Genomic DNA, 18,221 nt, shown 5'->3' with positions numbered 1-18,221 from the left:
CGTGCGAGCTGAAACTGCTGTAAAAAATGTACATTTTTTAAATTCACAAAACAGGCTATCCGATGAAAACCAGGCAATATTCTTTTGCCGGAATCGTAGCCGGGCAGTTTGGTGTGGTGTAAGATGTGGAGCAAAAGATTTGTTTGGGAAGCGGGGTAATTGGGTAAACTACATTATTTTATTTGCCACGAATGCACGAATGAAAACCAACGAATAAATTATTCGTGCATTCGTGGCAATTTTTTTCTTCTGTTTTTGAAAAAGATTTGTTTGTGAGGCGAAGTGATTGGCTAAGCAGGCATAATTCTTGCAGCGCTAAGGCCTTTCCCCACACAATATTTAAAGCTTTTCACAACCAGCATTATACCCATGAAAATGAGAAAACAAAAAAGTAACAAAAGAATTTTACTCTTCATTTTTACTTTATTGCTGTCTGTTTCCAGCCTGAATGCCCAGCATATTATCAGGTATGAGATGGACGATCACAATGCTGAAAACTGTAAAGTACTTTTTATTGATACTCTCAGCAATGAAGTAACAGACTCTTTTTACCTGCACGAACGCAACCCTTACTGGAATCTACCTTATGATACAATCGAAACAGGAAATTACTCTGTAAAAACATACAAATTCAATAACATTGATTCCTTAACAAAAGATGAAATACCCGGCTTGATTGCTTACGGGCCTGCTAATATTTCCAAGTATCCGGGCGAGGCCTTAGCATTCCACGGAGCTCGTGTATCAACCAACGGACAATTCATAGCTATCTACAACAGACTCACCTTGTATGTTTACAGTGATAATGATTTCACTGACCATGCTTCACAAGTTGTGGTCTATGACGTTGAGGGCAAGATACATAATTCTTTTTACTCTGAAGCCCTTAACATTGAAGATATCTATATAACCGATGACGGCAATTATTATCTAGTATGGGGTTGGATGCAGTCAGTCAAAGTCTCGGATGGGATACTATCCCTTTATAAAATAATTGATATTAAGAATAACCAAACGATTATAACTGTAAATACTAATGATGAGAATTTTTCCGGTGGGTATGGGAAAATTGATGGCAATTATATCTGCATTATGCTAGACATTAGAAATCAAGATGACCCATACGGGCCATCAGGACAAGGTTTCTTAAGGTGTTACGACCTGGTGAATAACATGGTTTATACTACTTCGGTTGATCAAAAAAGCAAATGTATAAGCATGTTTAAGGGGATCACCGATGAGGGTGTCAAACTTAAGAGCTTGCTGGGAAAAGATGTGCCTGACCGGTTATTGCGGTTCGATAAGGATTTCACAAAACTGCCTATCCGATGAAAACCAGGCAATATTCTTTTGCCGGAATCGCAACCGGGCAGTTTGCTAAGTATATGATTCTGAGAAAAAGATTTGTTTGGGGAATGGGGTGAGGGTAGGCATTAATTTTTATTTGCCACGAATGCACGAATGAAAGCCAATGAATAAACTATTCGTGCATTCGTGGCAATTTTTTTCACACATTTTGTCGAAAACTAATCTTTTAGTTGTACATTTGCATACTAAACGACTAAGAAATTAGTTATTCTATTAAAACCTTAGTTCAATGAAAGAATTAACCCGCGCCGAAGAGCAGATCATGCAGGTAATGTGGGAAATAGATAAAGGATTTGTAAACGATATCCTGGATCAACTTCCTGAACCCAAACCTGCTTACACTACAGTTTCTACCATCATCAGGATACTGGAGAAAAAAGGATTCGTAAGTTATAAGGCTTATGGAAAAACCCATGAATACTTTCCGCTGGTGAGCAAAAAGCAATACGCCCGTTCGAGAATCACTAACCTGCTTGGCAGTTATTTTGGCAATTCAGTGCCTTCGCTGGCATCCTTCCTTACACACGAGGAAAACCTCAGCCTCGAAGAGCTTGAAGAAATCCGCAGCATAATGGATGCAGAAATCAACAAATTAAAACCCGACGGCAATGAATGATCTTATTTACCGGCTGATCCTTTCAGCCTTGTCGCTGATGCTGTTTTACAGCATTTACCGCTTGCTGCTTAACCGCCTTGCTTTGCTGAATGCAGGCCGGGCATACCTGATCATTACCATGCTTATGGCTTTGCTTATTCCCCTGCCCTGGCGACGCCTGATTGAAAGTCCTGCTGAAATAGCATTTGTTGTCAACCTCGACATGGCAACAATTATTCCTTATGCGGTTCATACAGAAAGCGCCGAAACATTTAATTGGTGGAACCTGGGGTTTTACATCTACCTGGTTCCCGCCCTTTTCTTATTCATTTTCTTTTTGTACTCGAACCTTCGTTTGATGATCTTGCTACGAAAAGGAGAAAAAGTAAATACATTTCCCGGATCTTGTCATGTTGAGCAGCGCGAAACATCTTTTAATCGCTTTTTTAGATACTTCACTTCGTTCAGGATGACAGGATCGGATCGGGGAAGAATCATATTGCTTAAGCAGGACGTTTTGCCGTTTTCCTGGTTCGGACGAATAGTAATGAGCCGCAAAGACTATGAAAGCCGTCATGCCGAAAGCATCATCGCACATGAATTGACACATATCCGCCAGTTTCATTTCATTGACTTGCTGCTGGCCGAACTACTGATTGTATTTCAATGGTTCAATCCGGCTGCCTGGGCATATCGCAGCGCCGTTCGCGATATGCACGAATACCTGGCCGATAAAGGAACCATACAATCGGGTTATGCAATAGCTGAATATCAACGACTACTGGCCATGCTGGCCGGTCCGGTTACTGCCGGAATATTATCCAATAACATGAAACATTCAACACTTAAAAACAGATTTACCATGATGACAAAAACAAACAACAGAAAACCGGCAACTTTCAGGCTTGCTTTAGCCATAGTTGCTGTAACAACGGTGAGCTTTGGTGTATTTATCAGCGCCTGCCAGACAGGAACCCAAAAAGCCGAAACAGAAACAACTGAACAGGAAACCATAGAGGTTCCATCAGAACAGATCGAAGTTGAACAGCAAACACCAACTGATATTTCTGAAGAGATATTTATAGTTGTTGAAGAACCGCCCAGCTTCAACGGAGGTGATGAGGCCAGGATCAAATATATTTCGGAAAACATCAAATATCCCGAAGAAGCCAGGGCAAAAGGAATACAGGGAACAGTATTCGTAACATTTGTTGTTGAAGCCGATGGTTCTGTTTCGGATGTAAAAATATTGAGAGGCATAGGTGGTGGCTGTGATGAGGAAGCTGTAAGGGTAATCGAAAGCATGCCCAAATGGATACCCGGAAAACAAAGAGGCCAGGCTGTGCGGGTGCAATTCAATATGCCAATCCGGTTTGTACTGGAATAAGTGAAACAATCAATCCAGTTTCTAATACAATTTAACACTTGATTTATTATGACCACAAAAACAAACAACATACAATTCGTAACACTACGGCTGATTGCAACCTATTTTGTTGCATTAATTATTGGATGGGCATCACTCAGCATAATCTGCCTGGCACAGGAACCAAAAACAATAGACTTAGATGCAAAGCAGGAACCTTCCATTCGTGTTGACACAATTAAAGGTGATGATGGCAAAGAACATCAAGTAATCAGAGCGGTTCCAGAAAAGGAAGGAGAAGTTTTTGTTGTTGTTGAAGAACCGCCAATATTTCAAGGAGGTAATGAAGCCCGTATCAGATTTATTTCAGAGAACATCACATATCCCGAAGAAGCCCGGATAAAAGGTATTCAGGGAACGGTTTTCGTAACATTTGTAATTGAAACCGATGGGTCTGTTGCAAATGTTCGGATACTTAGAGGTATCGGAGGCGGTTGTGATGAGGAAGCAGTCAGGGTTGTTGAAAATATGCCAAAATGGAACCCTGGCAAACAAAGAGGCGAAAATGTGAGAGTTATGTTCAATATGCCGATCAAGTTTGCTTTAGGAGACAAGGAATAGACTATTGTTCCCGCATTTGGTTCACCAATGAAACGCGTAATAATATTTGTAGTTCTCATTTGCCTTGGGGTTGCCACTGCTGCTCAAAAGCGAACTCCGAACCAGTACAACAAAAACCACCAGCCTCATGGCCGCTTCATCTACTATTATGATCGTGCTGAAGGAATCGTTCATTCAGCAGGAAGATATAAAAACGGTAAACCTGTTGGCCGCTGGATCACTTATCATGAGAACGGAAGAAAATATAACCGCACCCGGCATTTCAAAAACAGGGCAAGAGAAGTTAGGTTTTACCCAAGCGGTAAGTTGGAGAAAAAGGGCTGGTCGAAATTGTTGCTTGATGATCCGGCACAACTCAGGTATTATTGGGACGGGAAATGGAAACTTTATGACGAAAACGGTAAATTGTTCCGTGTGCTGATCTTCAGTGAGGGGAAAGTAATTGATATTGTAAAAAATCTGAACCCCGATATTGAAAGCATAGAAATGGAGTAGCCATTCTATAATTTCTCATTTCTAATGATAGTACCGCTTTCGTCAACGATGATGAGAAATCTGATAAGGCTTTGGTTTCTGACAATAAGCTCGTAGAAAATGCTGGCATTGTTGTCGGCAACAATGCAGTTCATGATTTCCATCCCGCTATCAATGTTGGCTTTAACGGTGGAAGGAATATCGTCGGGTGAAAGATTTGTGCGAACCTCCAAAAAATTACCCTCAAGGTCGAAGCGGGCTATTTTTTCAAGATCATGTTCATAGAAAATGGCTTCAAATACACCGTTTTGATTGATCCACTCAATACTTCGGGCATCTGGGTACCTCATCGCAAAGCCTTGCCTGATTTTTCTCGATGGGCCCGTTATGCTATCCTTGAATATTTTGCTGAAAAAGTCCACCTTGCTTTTTTTGTATATAATAGACGCTTATAACCTAAAAAGTAACCAATTGTTCTTAAATTCCACCATACTCCATTTTATAAAGGTACAGCAGCCGGGCTTTTGAACGTTTAATTCTCATTTTAACCGCACCTTCACTCAAACGCAATGCTTCTGAAATCTGCTTCAGGGAGAGATCGTCCTGGTATTTCATTAAGAGAAGCGCCTTTTCTTCCGTATGAAGCTTATCCATCACATTGTTCAGTTTCTCAAAATGCAGGTCGGTAAAATCTTCTTCGGTTTCATCTATTATTTCGGGGAGTTCGTTTTGACGGTTCCATTCCGGGTAATGCAACTTTTTCTTCACACGCAAATAATCAATACAATGGTTATAGGTTATGGAATAAAGCCACGAACCGAATGAGGAATTTCCTTTGAAGCTTCTCAGCTTCTCATAAACTTTTGAAAGCACATCTTCAGTTAGTTCTTCTGCGAGGTCACGATTCTTGACAAGGCTATAGCATTTTTCAAGTACACGATGCTTATACCTGTGGAAAATAACTTCATAGAGATCGGGCAAATCATCGGAAATGATTTTGCTGACAAGCTGTTCATCGCTTAAGCTTTGATAAGCTTTAATGTTCATTAGTTTTCTTTAAGGCTGCTAAATTAAAAAAGCTAGTCTTATAACGTTTCAGATTTGTTACTTTTTCTTCGAGCCTCGTCTAAATGGTTACAAATCCTTTGGGTGGTGCCGGGTACATGTTGAATCCAGGCATAAAACAAAGCAAACTAACAATTAATTAAATTGAGAAAATGAAAAGGAAAATTTTATTTGGATTTGCATCTTTAATGATGCTTGCATTATTAGCTGGCTGCGGTAAAGTTCCCCAGGAACAAATTGATTCCGCCAATCTCGCCATTGAATCAGCAAAAGCTGCCGAGGCTGATGTTTATGCACCGACTGAGTATGCTGCCTTGCAGAATGACATGAATGCCATCATGACATCTATTGAGGCTGAAAACTCAAAAACCTTTAAAAACTTCAAAGAACAAACTACCCAGCTCACTAACCTCACAGTTACTGCTGACCAGGTTAAAGCTAATGCCGCTGTTGCAAAAGAACAGGTAGGTGTTGAAGTACAGGAGTTATTCACAGTCATCAACAATCTGATTGCAGAAAACAAAGATTTGATGACCAAAGCACCTAAAGGAAAAGAAGGTGCTGCCGTACTTGAAGAAATCCGCAATGAAATGGTAGTGATTGAAGGCGCCGTTGCCGAAGCAAACACTTTGTATGCTGAAGGTAAATACATGGCTGCACGCGATAAAGTGAATGCTGCTATTGAAAATGTGACCGCTATCAATGCTGAACTTAATGACGCAATTGCCAAAGTAAAGCGCAAATAATAATGCTGCTTGTTAAGCGTTAAAGAGGCTATCTTAAGAGTTTGTTTTCAAGCTTTTTAGATAGTCTCTTTTTTTATGGTTTAATATGTTTTGAAGGAATGAAAAGGTGGAGAAGAGGAATCATTTGGTTTGCAGTTATAATTACAGTTCTTGCTTTTTTAATAGTTGGGTTCATAAAATTAATACCAGAACCACCGGCCAAAGAAATTGAAATGGCCAGGCAGGCCCTCTTAACAGCCAGGGAAAGCAAGGCTGAAGTCTATGCAAAAGATATTTTTAAAGAGGCCAACCGCTACTATGACTCGGCCATGGACACCTGGCAAGCAGAAAACAAGCGCTTTATCCTATTTCGGGATTATTCCTCTGTTGTAAGACTATCTGGAATTTCAGCAGAGAAATCTGAAGCTGCCAGTAAAGACACCAAATCACATGCTAATGATTTGGAACAGCGCACAAAAAAGTTGCTTGGCAGCTTGAACAACATCTTAAAAGAACTGAATAATACCTATGCAAGGTTTCCCCTTCCCAAAAAAACCAGGTCGGCAATTTCTAAAGGAAAACTATTGGTATCCGAAGGACAGGTAGCTTTCAGAAATGGAAGTTTAATTGAGGCTGAAAAAAAAGTTGCGCAGGCAGAAACCCTGCTAAAGAACGCTCATAATGAAGCCCGAAACCTTATCTATGAATATTTCGAAAATCACAGACAGTGGAAAGTTTGGATGGATCAGACCATTGCTGAATCAAAAAAGAAGAACTCAACTGTGATTATTGTTGATAAATTTGCAAGCAAATGCTTTGTTTACAAAAAAGGGAAGAAAACTGCCGAGTTTGATGCAGAGCTTGGCAAGAACTGGGTAGGCGACAAAAGTCAAAGAGGCGACTATGCAACCCCCGAAGGCCGCTATCGGGTCACACAAAAAAAAGAAGGCCGCTCAACAAAATATTATAAGGCGCTGCTTATTGATTACCCAAATGCCGATGACAAGAAACGTTTCAAATCAGCCATTGATAGCGGGAAACTGCCAAGAAATACACATATTGGCGGGCTCATTGAAATTCATGGACATGGGGGCAAAGGTGCCGACTGGACTGAAGGCTGCGTAGCGCTGACCGACAGTGATATGGACAAACTCTACAGGCTTGTTAGTGTTGGAACGCCGGTAACAATTATCGGTTCCATTGCAAACCTGGACTCCATTTTAAATAATCAATTTTAATGACCAAAATATCAGATCTCAACCACAAAGCCATAGCTTATCTGAAGGCCGCCTTCTACAAAGTGCCGGAGAGGGCTAGGCTGTTGGTCCCTGCTGCTAAAACTCAACAAAGGTTAAAGAGGGCAGGAAGGAAATTAGCAATGATAGCAGGAACCCTGCTAATTTTACTTTTAGTTTTCTGGCTGTTCGTTTATATGGTGCCGGTAACACAGGAATGGTTTGTAAAACAAGCCCCATCACCGAAAAGCAATGCTGAAATCAGCCCAAAGCTTAAAAAAGCATTAGAGTCGTCTCAAAAAGAACTTCAAAACCTCAACAAGAAATATGAGGCTATGACGCCAAAGCAAGCCTACATGGTGATAAACACATCCGATAATCACTTTTTCCTGTACCGCGATAGAAAATTGGTACGTGAAGGCTTTGTCAGTACCGGCAGCTACGTCCGCTTGCAATCACACGATGACCGCGAGTGGCTTTTTAAGACCCCAAAGGGCAAGCAAACTGTGAAGGGTAAAATTACAAACCCGGTGTGGAGAAGGCCAGATTGGGCTTTTATCGAAGAAGGTTTGGCTGTGCCCTCAGCTACCCATCCAAGCCGTTACGAGTATGGCGTTCTTGGCGACTATGCCCTGAGCCTGGGTGATGGATATCTCATTCACGGAACGCTTTATAAAAGATTTCTTGGCATGCCTGTAACACACGGCTGCATCAGGATGAACGATGAAGACCTGGAGGCTACATTTAAAACGCTAAATATAGGTTCGCGCGTTTATATTTATTAAATCTGAAAATGGAAACAACCGAAAAGGCACTAGCCCATAAACGTAATAAAAGATTGCTGATATGGATTACATCATTGCTGTTATTTATTGTAATGGCCATCTTTATCTTTTACCTCACGTTGGCGGTTTACGCATCAAGCAGATGGGTTCGGGAAACAAACAATGAATTTGCCGCAAAAGAAGGTGCTGCTGCTGATCCTGAACTTCATACTGATGAAGCTTTTATTGCGTTGCAAAAGGAAATCGCCTTTAAAAAAGCCAGGCTCAAAATGGCCGCTACCGATTCAATTGGTTTATCGATTAATCTTCCCGATAGTCTTTTGTTGCTCGAAGTTAGCGGCGTAACAGTTGCCAGCGTGAAAATAAACAAACAGAAACTCAGCAGAAGTTTCAGGGGAATTGAACATACGGCATTGGCGGGCTTGCTCTCAAACGCATTACTTACCACCAACTCAACGTCAACTATCGTTAAGGAACCGATTATTGAGAAAATGGCTCCCAGGGATACTTTGGAAGCCAATCTGCCCGAAAAAACGGTGGACACAACAAAGAATGAACCTGTGTTTTTTGAGCTTGCGCTGGAAAAAGGCATCAGACTTTTTGTATTACAGGAAGAAACAACAGCATTGGATAGAACCAACAGATTTAATTTTATGCTAAAACGCTCCATGGCAAAAGCCGCACGCAATCTGAAAAGCATTTTCCGTTTTGAGCTCCCCGATTATCATCCCGAAATATTACTTATCATCCCTGCTTCTGATGCAAGGGCCATTTATCGGGCACTCCCCGAAAAAGGGAGAGTCGCGATCCATATGTAATAGTACAAGTTTAGAAACCTACTCCGGTATCTTTAATAAGCCGGAAACAAAAGCTCTTTATTGACTTCAAAAAACCGAATTTGGGCAAAGCAGCTTCACAATGCTTATTTTTGCATAATAATCCATGCAAATGCAACTATTCTCAAATCCATTTCTTACTCTTCCTGAAAACATTGTAAAACCAGAAATATTCCCGGTTTCAATTAATCCGTTTGAAGTACATCCGGGTGTTCCTTTCCGAAAGATCTATTCATTTCTCAAACAGGGAAAAAGTGTGTGCCTTACCGGCACTTACGGCTTTGCCCTTGGTTTTTATTCGTGGCTCAAAAAACAAAACGATAATAATTTTCCGGTTAAGGATTATCAAAGCAGTCGTGCGAACCGTGAAGCGCTGAGGTTGTTAAATAAGAACCTGCTTATTGGCGTATATCAGCATTATACGAACCTTGAAAACGCGCCCGACAATGCCTGGCTTAAGGTTTTGTATCCACAGCAGGATGAATTTCTGATCCGGTTTTCTGATTTCCTTGGCATGAACGGAGCCTGGCAATGGTATAGCAAGGGTATACAATTCCCGACACTAAATGAGAAGGTTCATCCTTTTTACGGCGTTTATTTTCCGACCCGTCATGAGCACCTAGCTTTATTTGATAGCTGGCTAGCAAAAAACACCGGTTTTACAAAGGCCATTGACATCGGCACCGGCTGTGGAGTGCTTGCCCTGATGATGCTAAAGCACGGAATCCCGTTCGTTCATGCTACCGATGTTAATCCCAATGCCGTATACAGCGCAAAATGCGAAGTATTAAGAAGGAATTTTCAGGATAAAACGGTGATTGAGCAGGCCAGTCTCACCGGTTCGGTTGTTGCTGGTAAAAATGATCTGATTGTATTCAACCCGCCCTGGATACCGGCACAGACCGAAACAGAAATGGATGCGGCAACTTATTATGAGCCTGGATTTTTTGAAGCGGCTTTCGATCAAATAGATGCGTCGTCAGTTCCTGGTTCAACTCTGGTAATGTTGTTTTCAAACTTTGCCCAGGTTGCGGGAATAAGCAATGAGCACCCGATAGAAGAAGAGGTTCAGAATAAAACCCGATTTTTGCTCATAGAAAACCTGGAGGCGCCGGTGATGCAGGCTCCTTCGTCACGAAAGTCGTGGCTTTCAACGATCCGGCAACAAGAAAAGGTGGAATTATGGATCATGAAAAAAAATGGGGACAGCAACGGTGAAAAATAAGAAATCACATATTTATAAGCGTGTTGCCATTTACATTGCAATCTTTTTTGGGCTGTTACTGATAACATCAGTTGGTTTTGTAATTTCAGTAAGGCTAGGGGCTTTCGGGCGCATTCCGGCATATAATGAACTGCAACAAATTGAGCATTACCGGGCCTCAAAAATTCTTACTGCAGACGGCAAGCTTCTCGGCTTATATTATTATCAGAACCGGACCAACACTTCTTTAGCGGATGTTCCACAATCACTGATTAATGCACTGATTGCTACTGAAGATGCGCGTTTTTATAAGCACAAGGGATTTGACGTGCGTTCATTTTTCAGGGTTATCTTCAAGTCTATTTTGCTATTTGATAAAAGTTCGGGCGGTGGGAGTACAATTTCTCAGCAACTGGCAAAAAATCTTTATCCCCGTAATGGCGATGGAAAATTCGATTTGGCTGTTGATAAAATCAGAGAGATCATCATCGCAAGGCGTCTTGAAAAAATTTATACTAAAGATCAGATTCTCGAGCTTTACCTCAATACCGTATCGTTTGGCGAAAACACCTTTGGCCTTGAGACCGCTTCATTAACCTATTTCAACAAAACTCCCGGCGATCTTAACATTTCTGAGTCTGCCATGCTGATCGGACTTCTTAAAGCAAGTTCCGGCTATAATCCAAGGTTGTACGCTGATGCTGCCCATACCAGGAGAAATACTGTATTGAACCAAATGGTGAAATATGATTATCTGGATGAGCAAGTGGCTGATTCCCTCAAATTGCTCGCTGTTGAATTGCAATTTAACAGGCTGGATCACATCGAAGGACCTGCACCCTATTTCAGGGAATTTCTTCGGCATGAAGTTGCCAGATTACTTGAAAAAATTAATACGGATCAAAACACAAGCTACAATCTGTACACTGACGGTTTAAGCATTCAAACAACCATCAGGGAAGATCTGCAAGGCTTCGCTGAGGCATCTGTGATGGAGCATCTTGCTGAATTGCAAAGCCAATTCAACAGACAGTGGCGTGCTAAAGAACGGTGGAAGAAAAATCACAATCTGGCAAGGACCCAAATTGAGCAAAGTCGTCCCTATCAGCGGCTTAAAACGCTTGGCTATCCTGAATCGCAAATCCTGGATACATTAAAGATTCCCCGGCCCACCCGAATTTTCACATGGGAAGGAGAGAAAGATACCATTATGTCGCCACTCGATTCCGTTTTATATCATTTCGAGATTTTGCAAAGCGGGATGATGGTGATGGAAGGCCATTCAGGAAAAATACTGGCATGGGTAGGTGGAGCAGATTTTAGACACTTTAAATACGATCATGTATTGGCTTCACGCCAGACTGGTTCCGCTATCAAACCACTCATTTATGCAGCAGCAATTGATCAGGGAATTGAGCCTTGTGATTACTTTGAGAACGATAGCATTGTTTATCACGATTATGATGACTGGTCGCCGGGCAATTCCGACAATGTTTATGGCGGAAAATATTCAGTGCAGGGAGCGCTGGTAAATTCAATCAACACGGTGAGTGTTAAATTGCTGATGGAAACCGGTATAACACATACCATAAACAAGCTACGTGAATGCAGCATTACAGCGCCACTTCCCAATGTACCATCCCTGGCGCTGGGAAGTTCTGAAATCCCCTTATACCAAATGGTTCAGGCCTACTCGGTATTCCTTAATAATGGCGTGGTGCAACAACCATGGTTTATCGAAAAAATCATGGATGCCGATGGAACAATTTTGTATGAACATCCTGAGCCAAAGTTTTCCCAGCCCGTGTTTTCGGAAAATACAATTCAAATAATGCAGGCCATGATGATGGGTGTTGTAAACAGGGGAACGGCATCGGGATTGCGTTCACACTTTGCGCTCACAACGCAACTTGCAGGAAAAACCGGAACTACACAGAACTATTCTGATGGTTGGTTTATAGGCATGACTCCTGAAATTATTGCCGGTGTCTGGGTTGGTGGAGCCAGCCCTGTTGTGCGGCTTCAAGGTTCAGCCGGACAGGGCAGCCGCTCGGCTATGCCGGTTTTCGCAAAGTTTATTCAAAAAGTAAGTAAAGACACAGAAACAATTCCTTACGTGAGCGGATCATTCAACATGCATTCTGAAATTACTGAGATGATTGATTGTGAAGATTTTAGAGAGAGTGAAGGGTTCTTCGATTTTCTATGGAAGGATTCAGATAAGAGGAAGCCCGGGATTCGAAAAGAAGAAAAGCAACGTGAAGTGATTAAATTCTTTAGAAAAATATTCGGGAAAAAGGATAAAAATAAATGATCATCTAAATTTTAAAAAATGAAGAAAGTAATTTTCCTTGTTATTCTTGGACTTTGCTCCACAAGTATTGTTGCGCAAACACAAACTGTTACAATTTCAGATTGGCTGACCATTCCAGCTCAGACGGTAGCTTATCCTGTATTTCACGAACTTGAAAACACCCAGGGCAAAACCTTCAGCGATGAGAACCTGCTGAACTTTGAACACATTAACTTCAGTGATCATTATCCGGCAATTAATGAGGTTTTGGCTGTCCTGGATGGAAAACAATTACGATGGGCACCGGTCCGGGCTGATGAAAATGGCCTTATCGTTCTGGGTTCGAAAAGTGATGTGCCACAAATGGCCTACCTTGCAACATACATTTGGTCCGACAGGTGGTTGCAGACCACAATTGAAATCAACAGCCCATACATGCTTAAAGCATGGCTTGATGGCGAAGAAATCGGCCGCAAGACCAAGATTGATGAGGATGTAGAAAAGATCGGTAAGGTTTCCAAAAATCTGAAACTGGAAAGGGGTAAACATCTGCTGATAATAAAGACGCTGATGCCCGCCAGCAAAGAGTTTGCCTGGAACCTTTCCGCATCGCTTGAAATAAAGGAAGCTTACGAAGTTCCAGACATTGAAATTTCACTTGATCCTGCGAACCGCAAGAACATTTACCATCTCATGGATGGCATAAAGACTACCAGCACCTCACTCTCGCATGACGGGAAGTATTATACCATCAGTTACCGCCAATCCCTCCCTCCTTCTGATGACTCAGAAACCTGGACAGAAATCAGGCGTTTTGACAACAAGCAGCTTGTGCACAGTTTCCGCCATGCCAGGGTTTCACAAATAAGATGGTTGCCAAAGAGCAACCGAATTTCCTACGTCGCAAGCCAGAAAGAAAAATCTACGGTTTACCTGTTTGATTTGGAGAAAGGGGAAATCAAACCTTTGCTTCAGGATATGGAAAAGCTGGCTGGATATCGTTGGGCTCCCAACGAAGAACTTTTAGTCTACAATATCCGCGAGGAAGAAGATTCAAAAGAACCGATTATGCGTCACCTTGCAGGAATGCCCGACAGGCAGCCCGGTTGGCGTCATCGTTCATTCGTTTATTTATATGATCTGAAATCCGGAATGAGCCAGCGGCTCACCTGGGGAAATCTTACAACCTCTGTGCACGATATCAGCCCTGATAGCAAGAAAATTCTTTTCAGTCAGCATTACCCCGATTTTTCTGAAAGGCCTTACAGCAAACAAAACCTGTTTATCCTGGATCTGGCCACTCTTGCACTCGATACCATCTGGACCAATGAAAACTGGGGCATAAGGGCCGCTTTTTCTCCTGATGGAAAATTCTTGCTTGCCACAGGGGGACCATCTGCTTTTAATGGTGCAGGCTTAAATATTCCGGAAGGTACAATCCCGCACAACTCCGATACCCAGGCGTATATTTACGACCTGCAAAACAAAACAGTGAAAGCATTTACCCGCGAATTTAATCCTTCCATAGAATCGGTGCATTGGCATGCTTTGGATAAATATATCTACCTGCTCACCGAAGAGGAGGATTATCGCCGCCTGTATCGTTATGATTTGAACCGCGAACAGTTTACCCTGATTGAAACCGGTGTGGATTATATCTCTAATATCGGTTTTGCGGATAATGAATTATTGGCCGTTTATTCGGGCAATCCAACAAACAGTTACCCATCAGATTATTCCATTAACCTGAAAAGCTTGCAGGTTTCAGCGCTTGGAAGTACTGAAACCGTCAACTACCGCCATGTAGAATTCGGCGAAACAAAAAACTGGGATTTTACTGCTTCGACTGGAGTAAATATAAAAGGTCGTGTGTACTATCCTCCCAACTTTGATCCAACAAAAAAATATCCCGTTATAGTCTATTATTATGGAGGAATAAATCCGGTCTTCCGCACATTTGGTGGTCGCTATCCCTTTAATCTATGGGCTGGTAACGATTACCTGGTGTATGTACTGCAACCCAGCGGCGCCATTGGGTTCGGACAGGAATTTTCAGCTGCGCATGTTAACAACTGGGGTTTCACTGTGGCCGATGAAATCATTGAAGGAACTAAAAAATTCCTTGCAGCCCATGCTTACGCAGATGCATCGAAGGTTGGATGCGCCGGCGCTTCCTATGGCGGATTTATGACCATGTTGTTACTTACCAGAACAGATATTTTTGCAACGGCCATTTCTCATGCAGGCATTAGTTCCATCTCAAGCTATTGGGGCGAAGGATATTGGGGTTACAGCTACAGTGCAGAAGCCAGCGCCGAAAGCTTCCCATGGAACAATAAAGACTTGTATATTGGTCAAAGCCCGCTGTTTCACGCGGATAAAATCAATACTCCCCTGCTACTGCTTACCGGAGATTCTGACACCAATGTTCCTCCCGGTGAAAGCATACAGATGTACACCGCTTTAAAATTACTGGGTCGCCCGGTAGAGCTGGTGCTTGTAAAAGGCGAGGATCATCACATTCTAACCTACAGCAAGCGCATACTCTGGCATAACACCATTATGGCATGGTGGGACAAATACCTCAAGGGGCAAGACGAATGGTGGGAAGAGCAGTTTCCGCAGAAGAACTTTTAAACCTGCTTCTTATCACTTACACAAAGCACAGGAATCTGCAATTCATTTGTAAGAAGCCGTTCTTTATCGCTATCGGCAATATAATAATGTTCAGATGTTGGGGTTGATATTACCGAAATCATATCTGCTTTGATTTTGCCTGCATATTGCAGAATCTGTTTTGCATAACCAGGCGAATACGAACTCTGTTGCTCATTCACCCTTGTAAAATTGATAGAATTTCGTTCAAAAGCGCTGATGGCTTTCTCAATATTTGACCTAAGCACATCAGACCACGGAGAGCCGGGTTTTTCAACCGTATAAACGTATACCTCCGATTCAAATAGTTTCGCAAAAAAAACCGTGGCATCAATGACTTTATCAAAAGTTGTGTGTGCGCTCGCCGGGAATACGATTTTTTGAATTCCCTTTTCAGGGAAATTATAGCCCGTTTCCTGTATTGTGAGAACGGGCACAGGGATGTTTTTAACAAGCTTTAAAATATCCGATCCCAGTAATTTCTCTCTTATGCCTTTGCTTCCATGCGAACCAATGATCATCATTGAATACATGGGGTCGTTGGCAACATTGGCCATCTCATTAAATAGATTTCCTTCTTTCACCAAATAATCGCACTTCACTGACGATTCCGATTCAAGTTTCTGAGCCATTGATTTTAGCTGCTCAATGGCATCCATATCGGATTTGCCACGCGAAATGTGTAATAATGAAAGTTCAAGGTTCGCTTTCTTTGCAATTATACCTGCATACGCGGCTACTTTGTCTGATGCCTGGGTCAGTTCAACCGGAACCAGGATTCTTTTTGTACTCATGGTTGATAGATTTTCTGAGGGTGTTATTAATAATGCATTTATGATAAAATCAAACAAAATAGAACCGTTATACCAAAACCACTTCTTCAACTTCAACCGGTTCCCGCACGCTTTCTACAATGTACATGTCAATCTCTCCTTTGTTCTTGGCAGCAATTTTTCCACGATGGCTACAATTAAAGTGGTCTTTAACGAGGTTATATGTTGTGCCTGAAATATTCACCTTCCCGGGAATTCCGCTTGATTCCATCCGGCTGGCTGTATTTACGGCATCGCCCCATATATCGTAAGCAAACTTGTTTTTGCCAACCACTCCGGCAATTACCGGCCCGGTATGGATTCCTATCCTGATTTCCCAATAACCTTCGCCTCTTGTTTCTTTTTCGCTTTTCAACTTGTCCATATATTTTTTGATCTCAAGTCCTGCTTTCACAACATCAACAGGGTTTGTCGAGTTTTCAGCCGGAATGCCTCCTGCGCACATGTACGCATCGCCGATGGTCTTGATTTTTTCGAGATTGTGTTTATCAATAATATGGTCGAATTCAAGGAAACATTGGTTCAGCTCTTCAACAAGTTCCTGTGGAGAAAGTTTTTCGGCAATGGTTGTAAAGCCTTTAAAATCGGTAAACAATACCGAAACCATTTCATAATGCCTGGGGGTTGCCGATCCTTTTTCCTTCAGTTCCTCGGCAGTTTCGTGGGGCAAGATATTAAGCAAAAGCTTGTCTGAGCGGTCTCTTTCCAAAGCAATGATCTTGTTTGTTTTCTGCGTGTAGCGATACCGGTGAAACAAACCGGCAGCCATAATCAACAATAAGACCCCAACTATCCCGGTATAATTCCTGATGGCTTTTTGTCTTTGCAAATCCAGCTCCTGCAGTGCTTTGTCCTTGGTGAGAATCTCAATCTCTCCCTGTTTTTTTTCGAGGTCAAAGTTCAGGGTCATTGACTGAATTCTTTTATCCATTTCGGCATTATACAGTGTATCCTTGATGTTTGTAAGCAAATTCTGGTATTTGAAAGCGTTACCGAAATCACTGGTTTTGGCATAACTGGCCGCTAAACCTTCGTAGGCATCTTTGATCTGATAACCCGCACTTATTTCTTCGGCAATAGATTTTGCTTTATCAAATGAGGCAATAGCGGCTTTAACATCGCCCTTCAAATCATGCGTATTGGCTAATCCGAGAGAGGCTTGAGCCATTTCCAGCCTTGCATCAATGCTCTCAGCCAATGCGTAGGCCTCTTCCTGATAACGTATGGCATTTTCATAATCGCCCCTCAGCGCGTAAACCTTACCAAGACTGTTCAGGGCATAAGGTACATTTCCAAATCGCGACTGCTTATATGCTTCCAGCGCTTTCTCAAAGAAAACCTGTGCTGAGTCAATTTCTTCCCGCTCAAGGTAAATAAGTCCCATGTTCACCGAAGCGGTTCCAATGGCATCAAAATCGCCCAGTTCTTCGCTTAAAGGCAATGACTGGAGATAATATCTGAGCGACATATCGTGGGTTACTTTTTTATTAAAATAGACTGCGCCTATATTTACCAGGGCTGTGGCTATCCTTAGCTTATCGTCCAATTCTTCAGAAACCTGAAGCGATTGCAGGTAATATTCAATGGCTTTGCTGTCGTCACCCTGGTTGAAATGAACCGCTCCAAGGTTGTTGAGCATATTGGCGACCCCAAGTTTGTCGCCAATGGATTCAAATGTTTTTAATGATTGTTGCCAAGATACCAGCGCATCAATATAATTTCCATGAAAATAATGACCCATTCCTATGCTTTTCTGGGCATAGGCAATACCCTCGGGGAAGTTAATTTCCGCGGCCATTTCTTCGGCTATGGTGGCGTAGCGAACAGCCTCTGAAGGATTGGTCCGGTAGTAAAGGCTGCTTAAATGAATGGTTTTATTAACTTTTGAACTGTCGTTGGGCAATAGCTCAATGACAGATTTTAGGCTGTCAATCTCATTTGATTGCGCAAAAACAAACAAGTTGCAAAGAAAAAGTAGTGTTAAAAATACAACTCGTATCATGTAATACCGGGGTTAATGTTCTAAGAACCAGACAAATCTTGATAAAGCATTGAAGGAAGGATATTGAAACCTCCTTCCTTTCAGTCAATTGATGTAGTTCATATAACGCCTAACCAACTCCTGTTGTTCATTAAAAAACTGAATGAAAACTGCAGCCGGGTCAA

The 18,221-nt window shown here is 42.0% G+C and carries 16 protein-coding genes; 12 read left to right on the top strand and 4 right to left on the bottom strand.

Features of this window, described 5'->3' with window-relative positions; translation table 11 throughout:
- Window positions 1-375: 375 nt before the first annotated feature.
- The 5 genes from IH597_03245 to IH597_03225 all read left to right on the top strand — a co-directional run bounded on the left by IH597_03245 (window position 376) and on the right by IH597_03225 (window position 4,445).
- Window positions 376-1,332: a hypothetical protein gene (locus IH597_03245; GenBank protein ID MBE0661460.1), complete on the top strand. Its 957-nt coding sequence runs from the start codon at window positions 376-378 to the stop codon at window positions 1,330-1,332.
- A gap of 265 nt (window positions 1,333-1,597) precedes the next feature.
- On the top strand, window positions 1,598-1,984 hold the full coding sequence (locus IH597_03240; protein MBE0661459.1) for a BlaI/MecI/CopY family transcriptional regulator: 387 nt from the start codon (window positions 1,598-1,600) through the stop codon (window positions 1,982-1,984).
- Window positions 1,985-2,750: 766 nt separating this feature from the next.
- Window positions 2,751-3,350: an energy transducer TonB gene (locus IH597_03235; GenBank protein ID MBE0661458.1), complete on the top strand. Its 600-nt coding sequence runs from the start codon at window positions 2,751-2,753 to the stop codon at window positions 3,348-3,350.
- 48 nt (window positions 3,351-3,398) lie between these two features.
- Entirely contained in the window at window positions 3,399-3,950 is a 552-nt protein-coding gene (locus tag IH597_03230) for an energy transducer TonB (protein ID MBE0661457.1), read from the top strand.
- Between the two features lie 27 nt (window positions 3,951-3,977).
- The gene (locus tag IH597_03225; protein MBE0661456.1) at window positions 3,978-4,445 is read left to right on the top strand and encodes a hypothetical protein; all 468 of its coding nucleotides are present in this window, start codon (window positions 3,978-3,980) and stop codon (window positions 4,443-4,445) included.
- 5 nt (window positions 4,446-4,450) lie between these two features.
- Here the strand turns inward: IH597_03225 and IH597_03220 are convergent, their stop codons facing one another.
- Window positions 4,451-4,846 (bottom strand): hypothetical protein, encoded by a 396-nt coding sequence (locus IH597_03220; protein MBE0661455.1) that lies wholly within the window; start codon window positions 4,844-4,846, stop codon window positions 4,451-4,453.
- A gap of 55 nt (window positions 4,847-4,901) precedes the next feature.
- Window positions 4,902-5,471, bottom strand: coding sequence for an RNA polymerase sigma factor (locus tag IH597_03215; protein MBE0661454.1), 570 nt, complete (start codon window positions 5,469-5,471; stop codon window positions 4,902-4,904).
- 170 nt (window positions 5,472-5,641) lie between these two features.
- Here IH597_03215 and IH597_03210 point away from each other — a divergent pair, with 170 nt between their 5' ends.
- The 7 genes from IH597_03210 (at window position 5,642) to IH597_03180 (ending at window position 15,204) form a co-directional block, all read left to right on the top strand.
- The gene (locus tag IH597_03210) at window positions 5,642-6,235 is read left to right on the top strand and encodes a hypothetical protein (protein ID MBE0661453.1); all 594 of its coding nucleotides are present in this window, start codon (window positions 5,642-5,644) and stop codon (window positions 6,233-6,235) included.
- Window positions 6,236-6,333: 98 nt separating this feature from the next.
- Window positions 6,334-7,452, top strand: a complete 1,119-nt coding sequence (locus tag IH597_03205) for a L,D-transpeptidase (GenBank protein MBE0661452.1) — start codon at window positions 6,334-6,336, stop codon at window positions 7,450-7,452.
- Entirely contained in the window at window positions 7,452-8,234 is a 783-nt protein-coding gene (locus IH597_03200; GenBank protein MBE0661451.1) for a L,D-transpeptidase, read from the top strand. The genes IH597_03205 and IH597_03200 overlap by 1 nt, the downstream gene beginning before the upstream one ends.
- Before the next feature lie 8 nt (window positions 8,235-8,242).
- On the top strand, window positions 8,243-9,052 hold the full coding sequence (locus IH597_03195; protein MBE0661450.1) for a hypothetical protein: 810 nt from the start codon (window positions 8,243-8,245) through the stop codon (window positions 9,050-9,052).
- A gap of 130 nt (window positions 9,053-9,182) precedes the next feature.
- Window positions 9,183-10,295 (top strand): class I SAM-dependent methyltransferase, encoded by a 1,113-nt coding sequence (locus tag IH597_03190; protein MBE0661449.1) that lies wholly within the window; start codon window positions 9,183-9,185, stop codon window positions 10,293-10,295.
- Window positions 10,285-12,588 carry a transglycosylase domain-containing protein gene (locus tag IH597_03185; protein ID MBE0661448.1) on the top strand — a complete coding sequence of 768 codons (2,304 nt, stop codon included), beginning with the start codon at window positions 10,285-10,287 and terminating at the stop codon, window positions 12,586-12,588. Before IH597_03190 ends, IH597_03185 begins: the two co-directional genes overlap by 11 nt.
- An 18-nt stretch (window positions 12,589-12,606) precedes the next feature.
- Window positions 12,607-15,204, top strand: coding sequence for a S9 family peptidase (locus IH597_03180; GenBank protein MBE0661447.1), 2,598 nt, complete (start codon window positions 12,607-12,609; stop codon window positions 15,202-15,204).
- Here the strand turns inward: IH597_03180 and IH597_03175 are convergent.
- A complete protein-coding gene (locus tag IH597_03175; GenBank protein MBE0661446.1) occupies window positions 15,201-16,016 on the bottom strand; it encodes a universal stress protein in 816 nt (271 codons plus the stop codon). The genes IH597_03180 and IH597_03175 overlap by 4 nt on opposite strands.
- Window positions 16,017-16,083: 67 nt before the next feature.
- Window positions 16,084-18,057: a tetratricopeptide repeat protein gene (locus IH597_03170; GenBank protein MBE0661445.1), complete on the bottom strand. Its 1,974-nt coding sequence runs from the start codon at window positions 18,055-18,057 to the stop codon at window positions 16,084-16,086.
- Window positions 18,058-18,221 lie beyond the last annotated feature (164 nt).

This window comes from Bacteroidales bacterium, from assembly GCA_014860575.1.
In the GTDB taxonomy this organism is placed as follows: domain Bacteria; phylum Bacteroidota; class Bacteroidia; order Bacteroidales; family JAAYJT01; genus JAAYJT01.
This window is presented reverse-complemented; position numbering and strand designations above follow the sequence as displayed.

Coding starts and splice junctions, on each gene's coding strand:
- IH597_03215 (MBE0661454.1), bottom strand. CDS start 5,471: ATGAACATTAAAGCTTATCAAAGCTTAAGCGATGAACAGCTTGTCAGC.
- IH597_03205 (MBE0661452.1), top strand. CDS start 6,334: ATGAAAAGGTGGAGAAGAGGAATCATTTGGTTTGCAGTTATAATTACA.
- IH597_03225 (MBE0661456.1), top strand. CDS start 3,978: ATGAAACGCGTAATAATATTTGTAGTTCTCATTTGCCTTGGGGTTGCC.
- IH597_03235 (MBE0661458.1), top strand. CDS start 2,751: ATGCTGGCCGGTCCGGTTACTGCCGGAATATTATCCAATAACATGAAA.
- IH597_03180 (MBE0661447.1), top strand. CDS start 12,607: ATGAAGAAAGTAATTTTCCTTGTTATTCTTGGACTTTGCTCCACAAGT.
- IH597_03200 (MBE0661451.1), top strand. CDS start 7,452: ATGACCAAAATATCAGATCTCAACCACAAAGCCATAGCTTATCTGAAG.
- IH597_03190 (MBE0661449.1), top strand. CDS start 9,183: ATGCAACTATTCTCAAATCCATTTCTTACTCTTCCTGAAAACATTGTA.
- IH597_03175 (MBE0661446.1), bottom strand. CDS start 16,016: ATGAGTACAAAAAGAATCCTGGTTCCGGTTGAACTGACCCAGGCATCA.
- IH597_03230 (MBE0661457.1), top strand. CDS start 3,399: ATGACCACAAAAACAAACAACATACAATTCGTAACACTACGGCTGATT.
- IH597_03195 (MBE0661450.1), top strand. CDS start 8,243: ATGGAAACAACCGAAAAGGCACTAGCCCATAAACGTAATAAAAGATTG.
- IH597_03245 (MBE0661460.1), top strand. CDS start 376: ATGAGAAAACAAAAAAGTAACAAAAGAATTTTACTCTTCATTTTTACT.
- IH597_03240 (MBE0661459.1), top strand. CDS start 1,598: ATGAAAGAATTAACCCGCGCCGAAGAGCAGATCATGCAGGTAATGTGG.
- IH597_03170 (MBE0661445.1), bottom strand. CDS start 18,057: ATGATACGAGTTGTATTTTTAACACTACTTTTTCTTTGCAACTTGTTT.
- IH597_03210 (MBE0661453.1), top strand. CDS start 5,642: ATGAAAAGGAAAATTTTATTTGGATTTGCATCTTTAATGATGCTTGCA.